The sequence below is a fragment of the Rhodococcus sp. Q genome (genome assembly GCF_005503035.1).
In the GTDB taxonomy this organism is placed as follows: Bacteria; Actinomycetota; Actinomycetes; order Mycobacteriales; family Mycobacteriaceae; genus Rhodococcus_G.
The window spans coordinates 79657-95175 of sequence record NZ_SCOY01000012.1; the positions used below are offsets into that span (position 1 = coordinate 79657).

Sequence of the window (15519 nt, forward strand, 5' to 3'; positions counted from 1 at the left end):
ACATCCGAATTCACCCAGCTACTCGAAACAGGAGTTCTGCCATGCATTTCCACGACGACGCATTCTTCCCTGAGAACCAGGACAAGCTGGTCATCACCGTCGCCCCGTACGGCCCGGAGTGGGCGGTCGAGGACTTCCCCGAGGACCTGCCGCTGACGATGGACGAGCACGTCCAGCAGGCCGTGGACTGCTTCGAGGCAGGCGCGACCGTGCTGCACATCCACGTCCGTGAGGAGGACGGCAAGGGCTCCAAGCGCCTGTCGAAGTTCAACGAGCTCCTCGGCCGTCTCCGTGAGGCCGTGCCGGAGATGATCCTGCAGGTCGGCGGTTCGATCTCCTTCGCGCCGGAAGGTGACGGCGCGGACGCGAAGTGGCTGCCGGACAACGTCCGGCACATGCTCGCCGAGCTGGATCCGAAGCCGGACCAGGTCACCATCGCGATCAACACCAGCCAGATGAACATCATGGAGCTGATGACGCCCGGTGACATCAAGGGCACCTCCCTGGAGAACGCCGACCTCGCTCACACCTACCGCGAGATGACCGTCCCCGCGGGCCCGGAGTGGGTCGAGGAGCACCTGCGTCGCCTGCAGGCCGCCGGTATCCAGCCGCACTTCCAGCTGTCGTCGATCCCGCAGCTCGAGACGGTGGAGCGGCTGATCCGTCGTGGTGTCTACACGGGCCCGCTGAACCTGACGTGGGTGGCGATCGGTGGCGGCTTCGACGGCCCGAACCCGTACAACATGATGCAGTTCGTCAACCGGGTTCCGGACGGTGCGTGCCTGACGCTCGAGACGCTGATGCGCAGTGTGCTGCCGGTGAACACGATGGCCATCGCGATGGGTCTGCACCCGCGTTGCGGCAACGAGGACAACCTGTGGGCGCCGAGCGGCGAGGTCAAGATCACCTCGGCCGAGCAGGTCCGTCAGCTGGTGCGGGTGGCCAAGGAGCTCGGTCGTGATGTGGCCACGGCGAAGGAGGCCCGCGACATCTACAAGATCGGCACCACCTACAAGGACGCCGACGAGACCCTGGCCCGGCTCGGCTACGCGCCGAACCGTCAGCCCGGCCAGGTCGGCTTCACCCAGCACGCCTGAGAACTGCCCTTCGCGCCCGTGCGTGGTCTTCACCCCGGAAGGGGTGAAGACCACGCACGGGCGGCGGAGCCGCTCCCCACATTTGGAGAACTGATGACCCGCACCGCAGACCCGACCGTGGTGATCGTGCCCGGACTCCGGGACCACGTCGCCGATCACTGGCAGACCCTGCTCGCCGCGAAGCTCGACCGCGTCGCCACCGTTCCGCCGCTCGAACACGACAAGCTCAGCCTGGCGGCCCGTATCGCGGCGCTCGATGCCGTGCTCGACGAAATCGACGGACCGGTGGTGCTGGTCGCGCACAGTGCGGGCGTCATGATCACAGTGCACTGGGCGCAGCACCCGACCCGGGAGATCCAGGGTGCCCTGCTCGCCACCCCAGCGGACCTCGAACATCCTCTGCCCGAGGGCTATCCGGTGTTGCCGGACCTCGAGCGCAACGGCTGGAACCCCATCCCGCGCCGTCGGCTGCCCTTCCCGAGCATCGTCGCCGCCAGCAGCAACGACCCGCTCGCGTCGTACCGCCGCATCGCGGGCCTCGCGGAGGTGTGGGGCAGCCGGCTCGTCGACCTCGGCGAGGTGGGACACCTGAACCCCGGTTCCGGATACGGGTACTGGCCGCGGGCAGAGGAATTCGTGCGCGAGCTGACCGGGGAGACCGCGGCGGTGTCGTCGTGACCCGGGTCTTCGTGTCGGCCACCGACGCCGTCGCCGACATCCCCGACGGTGCATCACTCGCCGTCGGCGGGTTCGGTCTGTGCGGCATCCCCGACGCCCTGATCGCGGCGCTCGCGGACGGCACCGCAACCGATCTCGAAGTGGTGTCGAACAACTGCGGAACCGACGGTCACGGACTCGGACTCCTGTTGGAGAAGAAGAGGATCCGACGCGTGACCGCATCCTATGTCGGTGAGAACCGTGAGTTCGCGCGCCAGTACCTGGACGGTGAGCTGGAAGTGGAGCTGTCGCCGCAGGGGACGCTCGCCGAGCGGCTGCGGGCGGGCGGCGCGGGCATTCCGGCGTTCTTCACACCCGCGGGAGTCGGAACTCCGGTGTCCGAGGGCGGGTTGCCCTGGCGTTACGCGTCCGACGGTTCCGTCGCGGTGGCGTCGCCGCCGAAGGAGACCCGCGAGTACCGCGGCAGGCGCTACCTGCTCGAGGAGTCGATCACCACCGACTACGCCCTCGTGCACGCGTCGATCGGGGACACCGAGGGAAATCTGGTGTTCAACCTCGCCGCACGCAACTTCAATCCGCTCGCCGCGATGGCGGGCCGGGTGTGCATCGCCCAGGTCGAGACGTTGGTCGAGCCAGGAGTTCTGGATCCGGGAATGGTGCACCTGCCCGGGATCTTCGTGGACCGGGTCGTCTGCACCGGACGGCAGGACAAACAGATCGAGAAGCGCACCGTGGCGTCACGCCAGGACGCCGGCGCGCACCGCCCGAGGAACGGGGTTCACGCATGACCGCCACGCTCACCGCCGTCACCGGGTGGACCCGCGAGCAGATGGCGGCCCGCGTCGCCTCCGAGCTGATCGACGGGGACTACGTCAACCTCGGAATCGGTCTGCCCACACTGATTCCCAACCACCTTCCGTGCGGTCTCGACGTGACACTGCACAGTGAGAACGGGATCCTCGGAACCGGGCCGTACCCGGACGAGGACCAGGTGGACGCGGATCTGATCAACGCGGGCAAGGAAACCGTCACGGTCAACCCGGGCGCCGCGTTCTTCGATTCCGCGCTCTCCTTCGGGATGATCCGCGGCGGGCACATCGACGTCGCGGTGCTCGGCGGCATGCAGGTGTCGGCGTCGGGGGATCTGGCCAACTGGATGGTGCCCGGCAAGATGGTGAAGGGCATGGGCGGGGCGATGGACCTCGTGCACGGCGCCAAGAAGGTCATCGTGCTGATGGATCACACCGACAAGGAGGGGAATTCGAAGATCCTGCGTACGTGCACGCTTCCCCTGACCGGGCAGGGCGTCGTCCATCGGATCGTGACCAACCTGGCCGTCGTCGACGTCACCGCAACGGGGTTGGTGCTGCGTGAGTGCGCTCCCGGCGTGACCGTGGAGGAGGTGCTCGCGGCCACCGACGCGCCGCTGTATGTGCCGTCACCGTCCTTCGATGGCGACGGAGCGGATGCTTCGTGCTGAATCTGTGCCTGCTGCTGGAAGATTCCGCCCGACGCCACCCGGACCGGGACGCGCTGGTCCTCGGCGACGCGAGGATGACGTACGCGGAGCTCGACGCCCGCTCGAACCGCGTCGCCAACCTGCTCGGAGCGCGGGGCGTCGGCCCCGGCGACCGGGTGGCGATGTCGCTGCCCAACGTGCCCGAATTCCCGGTCGTCTACTACGGGATCCTCAAGGCGGGCGCGGTCGTCGTCCCGCTGAACACCATGCTCAAGGGTCGCGAGATCGCCTATCACCTCGATGATTCCGGGGCCGCCGCCTACTTCTGCGCCGAGGGCACCGCGGACCTGCCGATCGGCGAGTACGCGCGCGCCGGTTTCGCTTCCGCGTCGACGTGCCGCGACTTGTTCGTCGTGTCCGGGGATTCGGACATCGTGGTGAGGGATGGTGAGTCGTCGTTCGAGACAGCGATCACCGAGCAGTCGGCCGCGTACACCTCGGCGGTGACGGGGCCCGACGACACCGCGGTCGTGCTCTACACCAGCGGGACCACGGGCAAGCCCAAGGGTGCCGAGCTGTCGCACGCCAACATGGTGTTGAACGCGGTGACCGCGAACCGGATCTTCGACAGCAATCCGGTCCGGCGGGACACGGCCCTGGTGACGCTTCCGCTGTTCCATTCGTTCGGGCAGACGGTCGTGATGAATGCGGGCGTCGCCGTCGGCGCGACGCTGGTACTGCTGCCCCGATTCGAGGCAGGCGCCGCCTTGCGGCTCCTGGTGGACGAGGCGGTCACCGTCTTCGCGGGGGTCCCGACCATGTACTGGGCGCTGCTCGGTGCACTCGACAACCCGGACTGCACGGTCGACGTCGCGCGTATCGCCGCCACGATCCGCTGCGCCATCTCCGGTGGCGCGGCTCTGCCGGTGGACATCCTGACCCGGTTCGCCGAACGATTCGGGGTGCAGATCCTCGAGGGCTACGGCCTGTCCGAGACGTCGCCGCTGGCCCTGTTCAGCGATCCCGAACGCGACCCCCGACCGGGGTCGATCGGGGTGCCGGTGTGGGGGATCCAGGCGAGGCTCGTCGACGACGACTGGAACACCGTCTCGGGTTCCGGCCAGGTCGGGGAGATCGCGCTCCGCGGTCACAACGTGATGAAGGGCTACCTGAACCGACCGGAGGCGACCGCCGAGGTCGTGCGGGACGGTTGGTTCCGGACCGGCGACCTCGCCCGCCGCGACGACGACGGTTTCTACTACATCGTCGACCGCGCCAAGGACCTGATCGTTCGTGGCGGCTTCAACGTCTATCCGCGTGAGGTCGAGGAAGTCCTGATGTCGCACGAGGCGGTATCGCTCGCCGCCGTGATCGGGGTGCCGCACCCCAGTCACGGTGAGGAGGTGAAGGCGGTGGTCATCCTCGAACCCGGCTCCGAGATCGACGAGTCCGAACTGATCGCGTGGAGCCGTGACCGGATGGCCGGCTACAAGTACCCGCGCAGTATCGATTTCGTCGCCGCCCTGCCGATGACGGCGACCGGCAAGATCCTCAAACGCGAACTCGCCGCACGAGTCTGACGAGGTCGCCCGCGGGACCCTCGAGTTGGCGGGGCGGGCGCCACACGGCGCGCAGGGTGCGGTCGAGGTCGAGTCCGTCGACCTCGACCACCCTCAGTTCCCCCGAGGCCACCTGGGTGGACACGGCGAGGGTGCTCAGCACGGCCGGGCCGACTCCGCCCAGCACACTGGTCCGCACGGCGGCGCCGCTACCCAGTTCGAGAAGCGGTGCCGCCCTGTTGTATTCGTGCAGCGCGAGGTCGAGTGTCGTACGGGTTCCCGATCCGGGTTCGCGGACGACGAGCGGCGTCGCCGCGAGCTCGGCGATCGTCAGCGGGCGCCGTCTGCGCGCCCACGGGTGACCCGGGTCGACGACCACCACCAACCGGTCGCGGGCAACGGCGATGCTGTGCAGTCCGCGCGGGACGGTCGGCGATTCGACGAATCCGACGTCGCAGGAACCCTCGGTGACGTCGTCGAACACCTGAGTCGAGTTGCGTACCTGCAGATGAAGCGTGACATCCGGTGTCATCCGCCGGAACTGTCCGAGCCAGGCGGGCATCAGGTGTTCCGCCACCGTCATGCTCGCGCTGACCGTCAGTTCGGCGGCGCGCTTCTCGCGCATGCCCGCTGCCACGTCCAGCAGCTGCCTGGCCTCGCCGAGCACGCGCCGCGACCAGTGTGCGAGCACTGTCCCTTCCGGTGTCAGTGTCGAACCCGTCGGTTTGCGCTGGAGTAGTGGAGTGCCCACCTGTGCTTCCAGTCGCTTGATCGCGCGGCTGGCGTTGGGCTGTGCCATTCCCGCGACTCGCGCTGCTGCGCTGAGGCTTCCGTGATCATCCACGCCGACGAGGAGATCAAGAACGTCGAGATCCGGCCACTCGGTGAACATGCAGAAAGCATATGCCTCAGCCAATTGACATATCAAGAAGATATGGGGGCATGGCGAGATGACGGCTACCGGGCGTGTGCAGGATGCAGCAGAGTGATCGACATGTCCAGTGATGTGCGCACCAAGCCGGAATCGAGTGCCGATCGGCAGGGTCGAAAGACCGCCGAGCGGTCGCGAACCGTCGGCGTCACGGCGGGTGTCGCGCTGTGCGTCACCGGCGCCGCGGTCGCCATGGGGATCGGCCGGCTCGTCCCCGCCGTCAACCCGATGCTCATCGCGATCGTCGCGGGAGCACTGGTCGCGAACCTCGTCACGGTGCCCGCCTGGATCAAGCCGGGACTCGACTTCTCCGCCAAGCGACTCCTGCGGGTCGGGGTGGCGCTGCTCGGGCTGCAGTTGATGTTCAGCGACGTCATCGGGCTCGGGTGGGGAGTGATCGCCGTCGTGGTCGCGATCGTCGTGCTCGGCATCACCGGCACCATGTATGTAGGCAAGCTGCTCGGCCTGTCGTGGACGCAGCGCATCCTCATCGCCTGCGGCTTCTCCATCTGCGGTGCCGCCGCAGTCGCGGCAACGGACGGTGTCGTCTCCGCGAAGGAGGAGGAACTCCTCACCTCGGTCGCGCTGGTCGTCGTGTTCGGCACCCTGATGATCCCGGCGATCCCGCTGCTGTCGGACGTGCTCGGCCTGAGCGAACGGCAGGCGGGCATGTGGGCCGGTGGCTCGATCCACGAGGTCGCGCAGGTCGTCGCGGCGGGCGGCATGATCGGCGGCAGCGCACTCGCCGTCGCGACGGTGGTCAAGCTCGCTCGCGTCCTGATGTTGGCGCCGGTGATGGCCTACCTCGGTGCTCGGCAGCGCCGCGCCGCAAAGGGTGGCGACGCGGAAGGCACCCGGCCGCCGCTGGTTCCCGTCTTCGTCATCGGCTTCCTCGGCTGCGTGGCGCTGCGCTCCTCCGGACTGCTGCCCGACGCGGCGCTCGACCTGGCTCGGCTCGCCCAGACCGCGCTGCTGACCACCGCGATGTTCGCCCTCGGCCTCGGTGTCCGGGTGAGCCTCCTGCGGGCGGTCGGACCGCGCCCCTTCGTCCTGGCCGCAGCATCCACCGTCTGGGTCGCGGGCATCGCACTGGTGGGCACACTGCTGGTCGCGTGAACCCGACCCCGGACGCCGTCCGCGCCACACCTAATGTGGCCGGCGTGACTGCGAACCGCGAGACCGTCGAACTGCGAGGCACTGCCGGCGCGATCGTCGCCGACCGCTGGACCCCGGTGACCGGGTCCGGTGACCGCGGCGCGGTCGTGATGCTGCACGGCGGCGGTCAGACGCGGCACTCCTGGAACCGGGCCGCCGCCGGAATCGCCGCCGACGGCTGGACCGTCCACACACTCGACGCGCGCGGGCACGGCGACAGCGACTGGGCACCGGACGGCGACTACCGGATCGGCGGGTTCATCGACGACCTGCTCGGGGTGATCGAGCAACTGGGGGAACCGCCCGTGCTGTTCGGGGCGTCGCTCGGCGGGATGACGGGGCTGATCGCGGAGGGCGAGCATCCGGGTTCGGTTCGCGGCCTCGTGCTCGTCGACATCACGCCGAAGGTCGAACCGGAAGGCGTCGAACGGATCACCGCGTTCATGAAGGGCAGGCCCGACGGGTTCGCCGATCTCGACGAGGTCGCGGCCGCGGTCGCCGCCTACCAACCGCACCGGACCCGGCCCTCGAACATCGAGGGGTTGCGCCGCAACCTCCGCGAACGCGAGGACGGCCGACTGTTCTGGCACTGGGATCCCGCGTTCACCGAGCCGCGCGACGACGGCGAGACACCGGTCGCCCCGCACGCCCGGATGGTCGAGGCGGCGCGGCTCGTCGAGGTTCCGACCCTGCTGGTGCACGGCGGCCGGTCCGACATCGTCAGCGACGACGGCGTCGCCGAGTTGCTGGAACTGATCCCGCACGCGTCCGCGGTCAACGTCGCTGAAGCGGGGCACATGGTCGCGGGCGACGACAACGCCGTGTTCGTAGCCGAGGCGGGAGGGTTCCTCGACGCCCTCGGGGCAGGCCACCGCGCAGGGTAGGTGCACCCCTCGGCGCGAGGTCACGCGATGATGATGCGCACGACGATGTCGCGTCGCACCCGCGACGACGAGTCGCGAAGCGATGAGGAGAAAACGCACATGGCCTTCGCAGGCAACGTGGACGAACTGGCTCTGCTCCAGACGGTCCGTCTCAAGGAATCGGTGACGGCACCGGCACTCGCCGCCCAGTTGGGCGTCACGGAGTCGTCCGCGCAGGCCGCGCTGACCGCGCTCGTCGAGATGGGCCGCGCCACCGACGACGCGGGCTCGGTCTCGTTGACGGACGCGGGGCTCGCGGAGTTGGAGAACCAGCTCGACGCCGAGCGTGTCTCCATCGACGAGTTCCTGTTCGCCGAGGTTGTCGAGCGGTTCGAGCCGCTCGACGCCGAGTTCGCCGATGCCGAGGGCGACGCCGAGAAACTCGCCGACCTCGACCGCCGCGCCGAGGGTGTGTTCGACGACGTCTCCGCCTACGTGCCGCGCCTCGCCCGGTACCAGGAGCTGCTGTCCGGGGCCGTTGACGACCCGGACGCCTACGCGGTGGTGTGGTCCGAGCTGCGCCAGGAGATCCTCAGCGCCGCCGCCAACTGATCGAAACCATGTGACGCGGCTCACCCCACCCCCTTTCGGGGGTATTGCGGGGGTGAGCCGCGTCACTACTTTTTCTCCCAGCCCCGGCGATCCCGCCGGGCCCAGCTGTGAGAGAAGGACCCATGTCGACTGTGTCGCAGAGTTCGGCACCAGGAACGGGGACGCGGCCACCGTCCGTTCCCGGGACCGCGAAGTCGTCCGGCACCGGGACGAGCGTTCGCCGCGTCGCCGTCGCCAGTTGCATCGGCACCACGATCGAGTTCTACGACTTCTTCATCTACGGGACGGCCGCCGCGCTGGTCTTCCCGACCGTGTTCTTCCCCGCGCTCGGGTCCACCGCCGGAACGGTCGCGTCGTTCGCGACGTTCGCGGTCGCGTTCTTCGCGCGGCCGGTCGGGGCGATGCTGTTCGGTCACTACGGCGACCGGATCGGCCGTAAGAAGACGCTGGTCTCGACGCTGCTCCTGATGGGCATCTCGACGCTGCTCATCGGCCTGCTCCCGAGCGCCGAGACGATCGGCGTCGCGGCCCCACTGATCCTGGTCCTCCTGCGGTTCGCGCAGGGCTTCGCGGTCGGCGGCGAGTGGGCGGGCGCGACACTGCTCACCGCGGAATACGCACCACCCGGCAAACGCGGCTTGTACGCGATGTTCCCGCAGCTCGGCCCGGCCATCGCCTTCATCCTGTCGTCCGGGACCTTCCTGGTCACCGGGGCCGTGCTCGGCGACACCAACGACGCCTTCCTGAACTGGGGCTGGCGGGTGCCGTTCCTGTTCTCCATCGTGCTCGTCGGCATCGGCCTCTACATGCGCCTCGCCATCGAGGAGACCCCCGTCTTCCGGGCCAATCAGGCCGAGCGGGCCAACCAGACCGACCAGCCCGCCCAGAAGCTGCCGTTCGCCGACGCCTGGCGCTACCAGAGCAAGGAGATCCTGCTCTCGGCCGGTGCGCTGGCGACCCTGTTCGCGTTCTTCTACCTCGGCACCGCGTTCCTCACCAGCTACGGCACCAAGACGCTCGGCTTCTCGCGTCCGTTCGTCCTCTCGGTCGGCATCGCGTCGGCCGTCGTGTTCGGCGCCGCGATTGTCGTCTCCGCGCTGTACTCGGACCGCATCGGTCGCCGCAAGGTGATCATGGGCTCCTGCGTCGCCGCCCTGTTCTGGGCGCTCGCCCTGTTCCCGATCCTCGACACGGGCACCCCCGCCGCGTTCGTGATCGGCATGTTCGGCACCCTCGCGATCTTCGGTGTCGCCTACGGTCCGTGTGGGGCACTGCTGCCCGAGATGTTCGCGACCCGCTACCGCTACACCGGCGCCGGACTGGGCTACAACCTGGCCGGCGTGCTCGGTGGGGCGATCCCGCCGCTGATCGCGGCGCCCCTCGCTGCGTCGTTCGGCGGCATCGCGATCGGCGTGATGCTCGCGGCACTCGCGGTGCTCAGCTTCTTCTGCACCCGAGCGCTGGTCGAGACCAAGGATCTCGCGCTCTGACATGCGCCGCCGGGTGGGTGTGCAGTTCCTGGACAGTTGCCTGCACCCCGCCCGGCGGACCATGTCTGTGCCCCGATCATTTGTGTGCTCTGCATCACAGGACGCGAGTACTTTCGACGATGAACCGCCCGCAGCCGACCGGCAGGGCGCGAGGAGGATGGACGATGACCCGGAACGTGCCCGACACGGCGCAACAGTCGAGTGCGCTGCCCAGCTACACCTCGGGTGTGTGGGACGCCCCGATGTTGGGGGACACGATCGGCGACAACCTCGACCGCACGGTGGCCGCCCACGGTGACCGCGACGCCCTCGTCGACGTCGCCTCCGGTCGGCGGTGGACGTACGCGGAATTCGCCGCCGAGGTGAACGGGCTGGCCGCGGGACTACTGCGGCGGGGCGTCCGCAAGGGCGACCGGGTCGGGATCTGGTCGCCGAACTGTCCGGAATGGACGCTGGTGCAGTACGCGACCGCGAAGATCGGCGCCGTCCTCGTCAACATCAACCCCGCCTACCGCTCGCACGAACTGCAGTACGTGCTGGAGCAGGCCGGGATCACAATGCTGATCTCGGCGGCGAGTTTCAAGACCTCCGACTACGCGGCGATGATCGAGCAGGTTCGACCGAACTGTCCCGACCTGACGTCCGTTGTCCTCATCGGCAGCGACGAGTGGCAGACGCTTGTCACCGATGGCCTCGCCGCCCACGCCGCCGATCCGGCCGCAGTGGCCGCCGCGCAGGCGGACCTGTCGATGGACGACCCCATCAACATCCAGTACACGTCGGGGACAACGGGTTTCCCCAAGGGCGCGACCCTCAGCCACCACAACATCCTCAACAACGGCTACTTCGTCGGCGAGTTGTGCCACTACACCGAGGCCGACCGGGTGTGCATCCCGGTGCCGTTCTACCACTGCTTCGGAATGGTGATGGGCAACCTGGCCTGCACCAGTCACGGTGCGGCGATGGTGATTCCGGCCCCGGCTTTCGACCCGAAGGCCACCCTCGAGGCCGTCCAGGCCGAGCGCTGCACCTCCCTGTACGGGGTGCCGACGATGTTCATCGCCGAACTCGCCGAACCGGACTTCGACTCCTACGACCTGTCCAGCCTGCGTACCGGGATCATGGCAGGCTCGCCGTGTCCGGTCGAGGTGATGAAGCAGGTGATCGAGCGGATGGGCATGTCCGAGGTGTCCATCTGCTACGGCATGACGGAGACGTCGCCGGTGTCGCTGCAGACCCGCGCCGACGATTCCATCGACCAGCGGGTGTCCACCGTCGGCCGGGTCGGTCCGCACCTGGAGGTCAAGATCGTCGACCCGGCAACGGGTTTGACGGTCCGGCGCGGGCAGCCGGGTGAGCTGTGCACCCGCGGCTACTCGGTGATGCTGGGTTACTGGAACAACCCGGAGAAGACGGCCGAAGCGATCGACGCGGCCCGGTGGATGCACACCGGGGACATCGGCGTCATGGACGCCGAGGGCTACGTCGCGATCACCGGGCGCATCAAGGACATGGTCATCCGCGGTGGCGAGAACATCTACCCGCGTGAGATCGAGGAGTTCCTCTACACCCATCCTGACGTGCTCGACGCGCAGGTGATCGGTGTGCCGGACGCGAAGTACGGCGAGGAGCTCATGGTGTGGGTCCGGATGCGCGAGGGAGCCCCCGACCTCGATGCCGAGTCGTTGCGCGCCTACTGCACCGGCAAGCTCGCGCACTACAAGATCCCCCGGTACGTGCACGTCGTGGACGAGTTCCCGATGACCGTCACCGGAAAGGTCCGCAAGATCGAGATGCGGGAGAAGTCGGTCGAACTGCTCGGAGGCAGGTGAGGCGGTGACGGGCGTGACGGCAGACGGGCCAGGCGGGTCGATCGCCGTCCGGCCCGAGATCGCGCTGTCCTGGAAGCGCTCCGCACTCAGCGGAATCGACCCGGGGTGTGCATTCGACGCCACGCCCGCCGACGACCTGGACCTCACCGGCCGGTTGCTCCGGGCGGCGCGCCCTGTACTCGACGAGGTCGGTATCCAGATCGCGGGCACGGAACTGTGTCTCCTACTTGCGGATCCGGACTGCCGCATCGTGGCTCGGGTGTTCGACAACCCGGCCGTGGAGCGGCGAATGGAGCGGCTCGGCGCGATCGTCGGATCGAGGTTCGGTGAGGACCTGGCGGGCACCAACGCACTCGGCACGCCACTCGAGGTGCGCCGCGGTGTCGTGGTCAACGGCGCCGAGCACTACCTCGACCAGTTCAAGGAACTGAGCTGCTACGGTCACCCGATCATCCATCCGGTCACCCGCCGGGTCGAGGGCATCCTCGACCTTACCTGCATTGCCCCGCAGGTCAATTCGTTGTTCGCGCCCTTCCTGCAGCGTGCGGCGGCGGACATCGAGCGGAGACTGCTCGACGGGTCGCGTGCGTCCGAGCAACGCCTGGTCGACGCTTTCCATCGGGTCTCGCCGCAGCGTCAGGTGGCGGTGGCCGCGATCGGTGAGGACCTGCTGCTGTCCAACCGCACCGCGCAGGAGATGCTCGACGGTGCCGACCATGCCGTCCTGCGGGCGCTGGCGGCCGACCTGTCCCCGGACCAGTCCCGCACGGTGGACATCGAACTCGCGTCGGGAGAGTCGGTGTCCGTGCAGGCCGACCGGATCGCCGGCGCGGACGGCGGAGCACTGTTCCTGGTCCGGCCGCGAGAACGCCGGTCCACCCCGATTCCGCGTGGCCCGGGTCTCGGCGACCAGGCAGGTGCGCGGATCCGAGGGACGCTGTTGCGGCTGCGCGACTCGGACGATGCGGTCGTCGTGCTCGGCGAACCCGGGGCAGGACGCACCAGCGCCGTGCGTGATCTCGTCGGGAGCCGGGTGTGCCACATCCACGATGCCGCACAGATCCCGTTGCGTGGCCTCGACGTCTGGCTGGGGGAGTTGGCCCGATCCCTGGTCGGCACCGACACGGTCGTCGTCGAGCAGGTGCAACTGCTGCCCGACGCGGTGCATCCGATGCTGACGGATGCCCTCACTGCAGGTGGAGCCCGGCTCGTGCTGACCGGCGAGCCCGAGCAGGATCTGCCGCGTCCGGTCGCGGCACTGGTCGCGCGATGCCCCGAACATGTCGTGCTGCCGCCACTGCGGCAGCGCAGGGCCGAGATCCCCGACATCGCCCAGGCGATGCTCGACGAGATCGCACCGGGCGCGCGGCTGACGGCGTCGGCGTTGGAGGCACTGAGCGCGGGCCGGTGGCCGGGCAACCTCGCCGAACTGCGCGTCGTGGTCGGCAGCGCCGCCGGGCAGGCGGGTGGCAGCCGGATCACCGCGACCGACCTGCCCGACCGCTACCGAACCTCCGACCGGGTGAGCAGGCTCGGGGGTCGGGAACAGGCCGAGCGGCAGGCGATCGTGGACGCGCTGGCTCAGTGCCACGGCAACAAGGTGCACGCGGCGGCCCAGCTGGGGATCAGCCGGAGCACCCTCTACACCCGGATGCGCGCCCTCGACGTGAGGTCGTGATCCGGGTGTAGCGGGCTCACGCGGATTCGGTGTCGCGCGAACCCAGCCGGGGGAACGGCTCGGTGGAGAACACGACCTCGACCGCCACCTCGAAGTACGCGGCGATCCGGAGCGCGAGGTGCAGGCTGGCGCTGTACTCGCCGCGTTCGAGGTAGCCGACGGTCTGGTAGTGAACGCCGAGCGCTTCGGCCAACTCCCGACGCGACAGGCCGCGCTCGGCGCGGAGCATCGCGATGCGGTTGTAGACGACCTCAGAAGGCACGCTGCATCGCCTTCTCGTGTCGTGCAGCCATGCTGGATCCGGATTCGTGACGCGCCATGCGCCGCAACACTACCGGCGCGATCAGCAGCCCGGCCGCCGCCCATGCCCCGAGCACCGCGGCGGTCTCGGCGTGCCTCCAGGACTCGCCGATCTCGATGGTCACGGCTTCGGCCGGCAGCAGTGCCGAACGCATGCCGAGGCCGCTCCAGTAGAACGGGAACACCTGCGCCACTCCTTGGAGCCACCCGGGCAGCGCGGTGATCGGATAGAAGATCCCCGAGATGGCGATCAGACCCATCAGCGGCATCGTCAGCAGGAAGGTGGCGCGAGGTCCCTCGAGGACCGCGCCCAGCACGGCACCGAGCGGGAGAGCGGCGAGCAGACTGAGCAGCAGCACCCACAGGAACGTCGCCCACGCGCCCGGCCCGTCGAGCGACGAACCACCGATGATCGCCATTCCCGCGGCAAGCACGACCGCCACCTGCACGAGGACGGATCCGGCCGCCGTGACGATCTTGCCGATGAAGTATCCGGTCATGCCGCCCGGTATCGCCTTGGCGCGCAGCAGTGTTCCGTCCTCACGGTCGAGCACCAGTACGTTGGTGACAGCGAAGAGCCCGTTGAACACGATGATCGACCCGAGCAGTCCGGGGACGGCGAGTTCGGCGACCGACATTCCACTGTCCGCGTAGTCGCGGCCGCGGAGCAGGTACAGGGCGGCGAGGCTGATGGCCGGGGTGAGGAACTGGCCGATCAGGTCCGGCGCGGCGGTGAACAGTTGACGGAGTTCGATCAGCCCGCGGGCGACGCCGCCGCGAATGGATGCACTGGTGGTGTTCATCGGGTGACCTCCGTGAGACCGGGAACGGGAGCGACCACTCCCAGGGCGGTGGACGCATCGTCGACCTGCTCGGGGTCGCCGGATTCGTGACGGCGCACCAACGCCATGTAGGCGTCCTCGAGTGAGGCCCGCCGTACCTCGAGGTCCTCGACGGCGTCGCCGTGCTGGATGAAGAGTCGGTGCACGAATGCCGTGGATTCGCTTGTGCTGTGGACGAATCGGCTGCCGTCGACGGTCCACCGCACCTCGGCGTCGCCGGCGATCCGGCGGGTCAGCTCGTCGGGCGACCCGTCCGCGACGATGCGCCCACCGGCGAGGATCAGGATCCGGTCCGCGATCTTCTCCGCCTCGTCGAGGTCGTGCGTGGTGAGCAGCACCGTCGTGTCCTCGAGGTCGGCGAGGCGGTGCACGAGGTCGTGGAAGTCGCGGCGGGCGGCCGGGTCGAACCCCGCGGTCGGTTCGTCCATGAACAGGACGTCGGGCCGACCGACGATGCCGATGGCCACGTCGAGCCTGCGACGCTGGCCTCCGGACAGGTTCGCGATCCGCGCGTTCGCCTGCTCGGAGAGGCCGACGAGATCGACGAGTTCGTCCGTGTCCCAAGGGCGACGAACGGTGTCGGTGGTGTACGGCCGGTAGAACGAGCCGAGGTGGTCGAGCAGTTCCCGAACCCGCCACTTGGCATGGTCGCGCCACGACTGGAGGACGACTCCGATCCGGGCGCGCCACTGCTCGTCGCCCCGGCCCGGGTCGGTTCCGAGGACGGTGACATCTCCGTCCGAGCGGTGCCGGAACCCTTCGAGGATCTCGATGGTGGTGGTTTTTCCCGCGCCGTTCGGGCCGAGCATGACGAGAACCTCGCCCCGCCGGGCCTGGAACGTCACGTCGCGCAGGACGTCGGTGTCGTCGTACCGCATACGCACCCCGCGGACGTCGATGACGGTGTCGACGGCCGCGTCATCGACGGTGCCGGTGTGACTTTGACTGCCCATAATCCCTCCCCGTTGTCGATCTATGGTGATTCGTAGCATACCTACTACATTCTGTGGTCACAAGACTTCC

General features: G+C 68.6%; 15 protein-coding genes. 11 read left to right on the forward strand and 4 right to left on the reverse strand.

Features of this window, described 5'->3' with window-relative positions; translation table 11 throughout:
• Positions 1 to 41 precede the first annotated feature (41 nt).
• From FFS72_RS14090 to FFS72_RS14110, 5 genes are all read left to right on the forward strand, one after another.
• Positions 42 to 1097: a beta-keto acid cleavage family enzyme gene (locus FFS72_RS14090; RefSeq protein WP_137874508.1), complete on the forward strand. Its 1056-nt coding sequence runs from the start codon at positions 42 to 44 to the stop codon at positions 1095 to 1097.
• Between the two features lie 93 nt (positions 1098 to 1190).
• Positions 1191 to 1775, forward strand: a complete 585-nt coding sequence (locus FFS72_RS14095) for an RBBP9/YdeN family alpha/beta hydrolase (RefSeq protein ID WP_137874509.1) — start codon at positions 1191 to 1193, stop codon at positions 1773 to 1775.
• On the forward strand, positions 1772 to 2563 hold the full coding sequence (locus FFS72_RS14100) for a CoA transferase subunit A (RefSeq protein ID WP_137874510.1): 792 nt from the start codon (positions 1772 to 1774) through the stop codon (positions 2561 to 2563). Before FFS72_RS14095 ends, FFS72_RS14100 begins: the two co-directional genes overlap by 4 nt.
• Complete coding sequence (locus FFS72_RS14105) at positions 2560 to 3255, forward strand: CoA transferase subunit B (protein WP_137874511.1); 696 nt, start codon at positions 2560 to 2562, stop codon at positions 3253 to 3255. Before FFS72_RS14100 ends, FFS72_RS14105 begins: the two co-directional genes overlap by 4 nt.
• The gene (locus FFS72_RS14110) at positions 3249 to 4814 is read left to right on the forward strand and encodes a long-chain-fatty-acid--CoA ligase (RefSeq protein WP_137874512.1); all 1566 of its coding nucleotides are present in this window, start codon (positions 3249 to 3251) and stop codon (positions 4812 to 4814) included. Before FFS72_RS14105 ends, FFS72_RS14110 begins: the two co-directional genes overlap by 7 nt.
• Here FFS72_RS14110 and FFS72_RS14115 read toward each other — a convergent pair.
• Positions 4786 to 5685 (reverse strand): LysR family transcriptional regulator, encoded by a 900-nt coding sequence (locus FFS72_RS14115; RefSeq protein WP_050065759.1) that lies wholly within the window; start codon positions 5683 to 5685, stop codon positions 4786 to 4788. The two genes, FFS72_RS14110 and FFS72_RS14115, sit on opposite strands and share 29 nt — an antisense overlap.
• A 102-nt stretch (positions 5686 to 5787) precedes the next feature.
• On the opposite strand from FFS72_RS14115, the gene FFS72_RS14120 reads away from it, so the two are divergent.
• From FFS72_RS14120 to FFS72_RS14145, 6 genes are all read left to right on the forward strand, one after another.
• A complete protein-coding gene (locus FFS72_RS14120) occupies positions 5788 to 6840 on the forward strand; it encodes a YeiH family protein (protein WP_137874513.1) in 1053 nt (350 codons plus the stop codon).
• 44 nt (positions 6841 to 6884) lie between these two features.
• Complete coding sequence (locus FFS72_RS14125; RefSeq protein WP_137874514.1) at positions 6885 to 7763, forward strand: alpha/beta fold hydrolase; 879 nt, start codon at positions 6885 to 6887, stop codon at positions 7761 to 7763.
• 99 nt (positions 7764 to 7862) lie between these two features.
• Positions 7863 to 8354: a hypothetical protein gene (locus FFS72_RS14130; protein WP_137874515.1), complete on the forward strand. Its 492-nt coding sequence runs from the start codon at positions 7863 to 7865 to the stop codon at positions 8352 to 8354.
• Positions 8355 to 8476: 122 nt separating this feature from the next.
• Positions 8477 to 9844 carry an MFS transporter gene (locus tag FFS72_RS14135; protein ID WP_249353306.1) on the forward strand — a complete coding sequence of 456 codons (1368 nt, stop codon included), beginning with the start codon at positions 8477 to 8479 and terminating at the stop codon, positions 9842 to 9844.
• 242 nt (positions 9845 to 10086) lie between these two features.
• Positions 10087 to 11676, forward strand: coding sequence for an AMP-binding protein (locus FFS72_RS14140; protein ID WP_137874547.1), 1590 nt, complete (start codon positions 10087 to 10089; stop codon positions 11674 to 11676).
• A 13-nt stretch (positions 11677 to 11689) separates the two neighbouring features.
• Positions 11690 to 13354, forward strand: coding sequence for a helix-turn-helix domain-containing protein (locus FFS72_RS14145; RefSeq protein ID WP_137874548.1), 1665 nt, complete (start codon positions 11690 to 11692; stop codon positions 13352 to 13354).
• A gap of 16 nt (positions 13355 to 13370) precedes the next feature.
• On the opposite strand, the gene FFS72_RS14150 is transcribed toward FFS72_RS14145, so the two are convergent.
• The 3 genes from FFS72_RS14150 to FFS72_RS14160 are packed head-to-tail and all read right to left on the reverse strand — an operon-like array spanning position 13371 to position 15449.
• Positions 13371 to 13616 carry a helix-turn-helix transcriptional regulator gene (locus FFS72_RS14150; protein ID WP_084734306.1) on the reverse strand — a complete coding sequence of 82 codons (246 nt, stop codon included), beginning with the start codon at positions 13614 to 13616 and terminating at the stop codon, positions 13371 to 13373.
• Positions 13606 to 14457 carry an ABC transporter permease gene (locus FFS72_RS14155; RefSeq protein WP_137874516.1) on the reverse strand — a complete coding sequence of 284 codons (852 nt, stop codon included), beginning with the start codon at positions 14455 to 14457 and terminating at the stop codon, positions 13606 to 13608. The genes FFS72_RS14150 and FFS72_RS14155 overlap by 11 nt, the downstream gene beginning before the upstream one ends.
• Positions 14454 to 15449 carry an ABC transporter ATP-binding protein gene (locus FFS72_RS14160; protein ID WP_212744354.1) on the reverse strand — a complete coding sequence of 332 codons (996 nt, stop codon included), beginning with the start codon at positions 15447 to 15449 and terminating at the stop codon, positions 14454 to 14456. The genes FFS72_RS14155 and FFS72_RS14160 overlap by 4 nt, the downstream gene beginning before the upstream one ends.
• Positions 15450 to 15519: the final 70 nt, after the last annotated feature.

What these genes read in the sequence shown, in the direction of transcription:
- FFS72_RS14105 (WP_137874511.1), top strand. Translation starts at nt 2,560, where the DNA reads ATGACCGCCACGCTCACCGCCGTCACCGGGTGGACCCGCGAGCAGATG.
- FFS72_RS14115 (WP_050065759.1), bottom strand. Translation starts at nt 5,685, where the DNA reads ATGTTCACCGAGTGGCCGGATCTCGACGTTCTTGATCTCCTCGTCGGC.
- FFS72_RS14095 (WP_137874509.1), top strand. Translation starts at nt 1,191, where the DNA reads ATGACCCGCACCGCAGACCCGACCGTGGTGATCGTGCCCGGACTCCGG.
- FFS72_RS14135 (WP_249353306.1), top strand. Translation starts at nt 8,477, where the DNA reads ATGTCGACTGTGTCGCAGAGTTCGGCACCAGGAACGGGGACGCGGCCA.
- FFS72_RS14160 (WP_212744354.1), bottom strand. Translation starts at nt 15,449, where the DNA reads ATGGGCAGTCAAAGTCACACCGGCACCGTCGATGACGCGGCCGTCGAC.
- FFS72_RS14130 (WP_137874515.1), top strand. Translation starts at nt 7,863, where the DNA reads ATGGCCTTCGCAGGCAACGTGGACGAACTGGCTCTGCTCCAGACGGTC.
- FFS72_RS14155 (WP_137874516.1), bottom strand. Translation starts at nt 14,457, where the DNA reads ATGAACACCACCAGTGCATCCATTCGCGGCGGCGTCGCCCGCGGGCTG.
- FFS72_RS14140 (WP_137874547.1), top strand. Translation starts at nt 10,087, where the DNA reads ATGTTGGGGGACACGATCGGCGACAACCTCGACCGCACGGTGGCCGCC.
- FFS72_RS14120 (WP_137874513.1), top strand. Translation starts at nt 5,788, where the DNA reads ATGTCCAGTGATGTGCGCACCAAGCCGGAATCGAGTGCCGATCGGCAG.
- FFS72_RS14090 (WP_137874508.1), top strand. Translation starts at nt 42, where the DNA reads ATGCATTTCCACGACGACGCATTCTTCCCTGAGAACCAGGACAAGCTG.